Below are 4,935 nucleotides of genomic sequence, written 5' to 3' on the forward strand. Positions count from 1 at the left end.
AAGACCCTGATCCCCGGGTCACGACTACAGGCGTTGTGACGGAGCACGGCTTTCCCGTTACTGGAAACGATCTTTACTTCTATCTCACCTCATGTGACGATCCCGGTGTTTTGTCCACACCTGTCCGAGAGGTTATGAGTGAACAGACGCCGACATACGTCCGGTTTATCCATCCGGACGCGCCGCCGTACTGCTCTGATCGGGATCGCCATGCTGCCACTCTCGCTCATGAGCGCGCCCGCCATCGCCCAAGCCCCCACGCCACCCGCCCCAGCCCCTAAATCGGAAACGGCAACCCAGCCGAAAGCCTTATCGGACCCAGACCTAAAGGCCGCCTGGGACAAGGCCTCCAAGACCCGTAAACCCGTCGAGGTCCCCGCCCGCTTCACCGAGCGGATGAAGGTCTGGGCGCAGCCCGACGGCAAGCATCTGCGCGCCGAATTGTCCACCCGGCCCGTCCAGCTGAAGAACCCGGCCACCGGCGCGTGGGAGCCGATCGACACAAAAATCGTGGCCCGCGGCGGAAAGCTGCAGGCAGCACGGGTCAAGTCGCCGCTGACCTTCGGCGGGCGCGGGACCAAGCACCTGGTGTCGGCCAAGGGAGAAAAGGGCATCACCGGCCTGAAGGTAACCCGGGCACTGCCGGAACCAAAGGTGTCCGGCAGTACGGTCACCTACCCCGATGCCGTCGCACCGGGGGCGGACCTGGTGGTGATCGCCCAAGGCGACGGTTTCGTCTCCCAGGTGGTCTTGCGGCGCAAGCCCGACGGCCAAGTAACCGTACGCCTCCCGCTCACTCTTCCCAAAGGCAACACGTTCGGCAAGTCTCTCGAAGGATTGCCGCAGCTGAAGGATGCCAAGGGTAAGGCCGTCGCGGCCCCGATCGTGCTGACGGCGATGGACGCCAAGGTGGAGGTCTCCCCCGAACAGGGCAAGAGCTCCCGTGTCGACGCGCACGTGGAGACCTCCGGCACGGGCTCGGAGCTGGTGTTCACCCCGGACGAGAACTTCCTGGCCGACCCGGCGGTGACCTACCCGGTGACGATCGCCGCCTCCTCCGAGTGGTTCGGCGGCGGCAAACCCGCCGACTCCTGGGTTAGCAAGAACGAGCCCTACAGCAACCACGGCGCGGACGGGTGGCTGCGCGCAGGCACCACCAAGACCAGCGCGGACATCGCCCGCGTGTACCTCAAGTTCAACACCGACGAACTGGCGGGCGCCATCGTCAACGACGCCGACCTGATCATCTGGAACTACAAGTCCGGCGGCCCCAACGGAGCGCTGTGCGGTGACCCGCTGGGGGCGGGCACGGACATCACGGTCCAGCAAGTCACCTCCGACTGGGATGAACAGTGGGTGACCTGGGACGAGCAACCGACCAGAGCCAGCGGTACCGAGGGCACCAACGATGCCGGCTACAACTACGACGCCAGTGGCACCTGGTGTGCCAAGGACGAGGCGTTGTGGCATAAGGTCCGCACCATGGCCCGTAACTGGATCCAAGACGGGGTGCCCAACTACGGGATGGTGCTGCGGGCCGTCAGCGAGACCGCGGCCACCAACTGGCGCCAGTACTACTCCAGCGAATACAGCGGCGGTGAATCGTACCCAGGATACCGCCACCCACCCACCCTCATGATCAAATATGAGCCGGTGCTGCAATTCACTGCATACACGCGCGCGAGCGAGCCTTTCCCATCCACCTATGAGGAGGCCCAGGCGCTAGCAGAGGACCCCACCAGATCCGAAGACACCCAGCCGGAACCATCAACGATAACCAACGATGAAGCCCAGCAGATGCGGGAATCGTCGGACCAGTACGTAGATGCTCCGGCAGACGACTCGGACGAAACACCTCCTCCAGATCCGACGCCGACGCCCACACCGAGCCCAACTGATCCAACGCCGACGCCCACACTGACCCCGACGACTGTTTCCTTACCACTGCTTGCCGACACATACGTCGCAACGTATACAGATTCGCAACCAGAGCACACAGCGCTGTGGGTTGGCGGCTTCTGGAACTGGGACCAGATGGACTTCGAACGCACTTACCTGCAGTTCGATACCTCGCAACTGACTGGCAAAACCATTCTTGATGCCAAATTGGAACTATATAACTCCACCTCTGACGGCTGTGGGGTACCAGGCCAGAGCCTCAAAGTCCAGCGAGTGACCGAAGCCTGGGATCAAAACGACCTCACCTGGGACACCCAGCCTTCCGTCACCTTGAGCGGAGAGGCGACTGCGACCGACCCGAGTGACTGCGAGACGGTCGATGTGACTTGGACGTGGCCGATCAAGGCGATTGCCGAGCAGTGGGCCGCCGGAGCCGCGAATCACGGTCTGTCGCTGCGGGCCGCGATCGAGGACGACGATGGCGAACCATACGACCGAGCGTTCCATTCCTCAGAACGCACGGGAGCCAGCGTGAAACCTCCTCGGCTCACGGTCACCTTACTGGAGAGCTCCTCCTTCAGCCAAAACACGCGCTCACTGGGTTCCTCCTTCCAAGACGTATCCTCACCCAACCGTTCGGCGAAGGCGGAAACTGCAGCCGCTGCGGCTGCGCCGAAGTTGAAGCTCGATCGGATCACTCCGCAGGAATGCTTCCAGCACCAGAACCAGGCCGACAGCAAAGAAGGATGGTACAAGAGCAGATTCTCCTGGTGCCAGCTTGGTAAGTGGATATCGGCAAGGTGGGTGCCGCAGGAGCCTCCGCAGAAGTCGGAGATCTACACCATGCTCATCGGAAGCACATTCAATGGATCTGCCTCCATTACGCAAGAGCCCAAAGCGACGACCAGCCGTGATATCGTGATCGATGCCTACGTCTACGACGTCAGCACTCAAGGCACGTACCCGCTGAGTAAACAATTCGGCCTCGGTCTGGATATCGGCGACAAGCCCTACTGCAATCACGTTGCGGTCTGGAACGGCAACGTCATCACCAATCATCGGATCAAGTTGATCTCGGAATGGAAGCAGGCGAAGAGCCTCATCGTCCCAGCTTTCCAGGCAAGGCTTCGCTGCGACGACCTGACGAATCCGCCGCCAAACTCCGACCGCATGGTCTCAGCAAAAATCGAGCCCTACTCGATCTACCCGAACTGGTTTCACTGGCAAAAGTTCAATCGAGGCGACTTCACGGTTGTTCGGTGCGATTCCGCCACTTCTAACAATTTCATTGGAGGATGCGTTTTCAACAACGTACTATCCTCGGTGGAGTTTGAGCTGGGCAAGGGTTACGATAAGGCATACAAGCACTACTGGAAAGCCTGCTTCACACCATCGGACACTTATCCCCACAATCCCGTGAAACAACTTCCAGGCTGCCCCAAAATCCTACCCGACCATGTGCAGCGGCCAACCTATCTCCTGCACCGCGGAGACCAGCAGACCAATAACAACTCGCGAGCGGCAACTCGATGCAACAGCCTATGGCCAAATTATGCGGCCGCAGGCTTGGAGTGTGACGAGTACCCGTTCGCCTCTTCCAAGGAACGCAGCGCCGAGATCGACCAATTGAGGTCGTTTTCGGTCTGCACTATACCGGGAACCGAAAATGGGGCGGCCGGTGCCCCTCTTAATCGGATGTACAGTCGGGACCGCCTTCTCGTCGGAGATCCATACTTCATACGATTCAAGACCCCGCTATTCGCACCCAACCCCCTACCGCCATCGCGGGACACCCTGTGCAACCCGCCCAATCCCAGCAGTGAATACGCGAAGTAGACGCAGGATGTAAGCTGAGCTGCTGCGGGGATCACACCCGCAGCAGCTCGCAATTCTCTCAAAAAGGACATAGAATGGCACATTCTGACATTGTTACACGCTACCAGCAGTTCTTGCAGTCGCATGAATGGCTCACGAGCGCCCTATCGTGGACGGTCGTTGCTACTCTAGATAATTCGGTTCCATCCATACAGGTGGTCGCATCCAACCTGACTGGAGGAGGAAGACCGGAGATAGCCGATGAGATGCAAATCCGGGAAACTGATCTATATCCAATGGATGCACTCTTTGTTGGCAAATCAGATACGTCAGTCGCTCTATTGGAGAGGAACGGTCTTTACGCGCGCACCCCAGAAGTTTTGATCTGGTTGAGCGAGAGGGCTCGCGTCTGGAACATCAGTTGGCACGTCAACGGTGGCGAGCACCTGATGTATGCAGCGAATGGAGAAATATTAGCGCAAGTTCCTCGACTGGACCCCCAGCTGATATTCGGACCAGCTCCACATGTCATAAGCAATGACATTGAGCCACTGAACGAAGCCGTTCGTATCGATACTCCGGCAACAACACCCGCCGAGGCATTGCTGCGCAGAGCTACGGCCATGGCTATCATCGAACAGTCCACAGGGGCTCGACTGGACAGCGAGTGGGTCAGCCACCCCCACCCCGCGATTTTGATTGATCCTCCTATCGCTTATCCACTAGAACCGCTTGGATTCGGTCATCTCGACCTGAATCTCGACAGCCTGCTGCGCAGCGCCCCAGAGGGCGTACGGCGTGAAGTGCTCCTTCTGGTGGCCAGGGAACTCAGTGATCGCTATAGTTTGACCAGCGAGCATATCGCTGCATCCATCGAAGCGGTGGAGCACGGCGTTCCGCTGGAGTGGCAGCAACGAGAAGAACTCCTGGATTTCCAGATGGAGCTCGATGAGGGATGGCGGCCACTGCTCGAGAAAGAAGGCACCTCTAGCTTCGACAGAATACGTACGGCTGCCTGTGTAGCTGTCAGGCAGGCGTTGCTTGAAGCCAGTCGGGATGCCGATAACTTCTATGCCCTTACGTATGCTCAACGAGCCCTGGGGACGGAATGGCCAATATTTAAGGCCTTGATAGTAGAACGCATTCAGTGAGCCATTTTCGTCCTGATCACGCTGGTCAGGATGGGCGCGGGAGGCGGGCGTGCCGGGCCGGTCAGGAGTG

General features: G+C 59.4%; 2 protein-coding genes. Both read left to right on the top strand.

Annotated elements, in window-relative coordinates; genetic code table 11:
• The first annotated feature begins 228 nt into the window (after positions 1-228).
• Positions 229-3,735, top strand: coding sequence for a DNRLRE domain-containing protein (locus HHX33_RS34420; protein ID WP_182878223.1), 3,507 nt, complete (start codon positions 229-231; stop codon positions 3,733-3,735).
• Positions 3,736-3,809: 74 nt separating this feature from the next.
• The gene (locus tag HHX33_RS34425; protein ID WP_182878224.1) at positions 3,810-4,865 is read left to right on the top strand and encodes a hypothetical protein; all 1,056 of its coding nucleotides are present in this window, start codon (positions 3,810-3,812) and stop codon (positions 4,863-4,865) included.
• The last annotated feature ends 70 nt before the right edge of the window (positions 4,866-4,935 follow it).

Source organism: Microbispora sp. H10670, from assembly GCF_014161385.1.
In the GTDB taxonomy this organism is placed as follows: domain Bacteria; phylum Actinomycetota; class Actinomycetes; order Streptosporangiales; family Streptosporangiaceae; genus Microbispora; species Microbispora triticiradicis.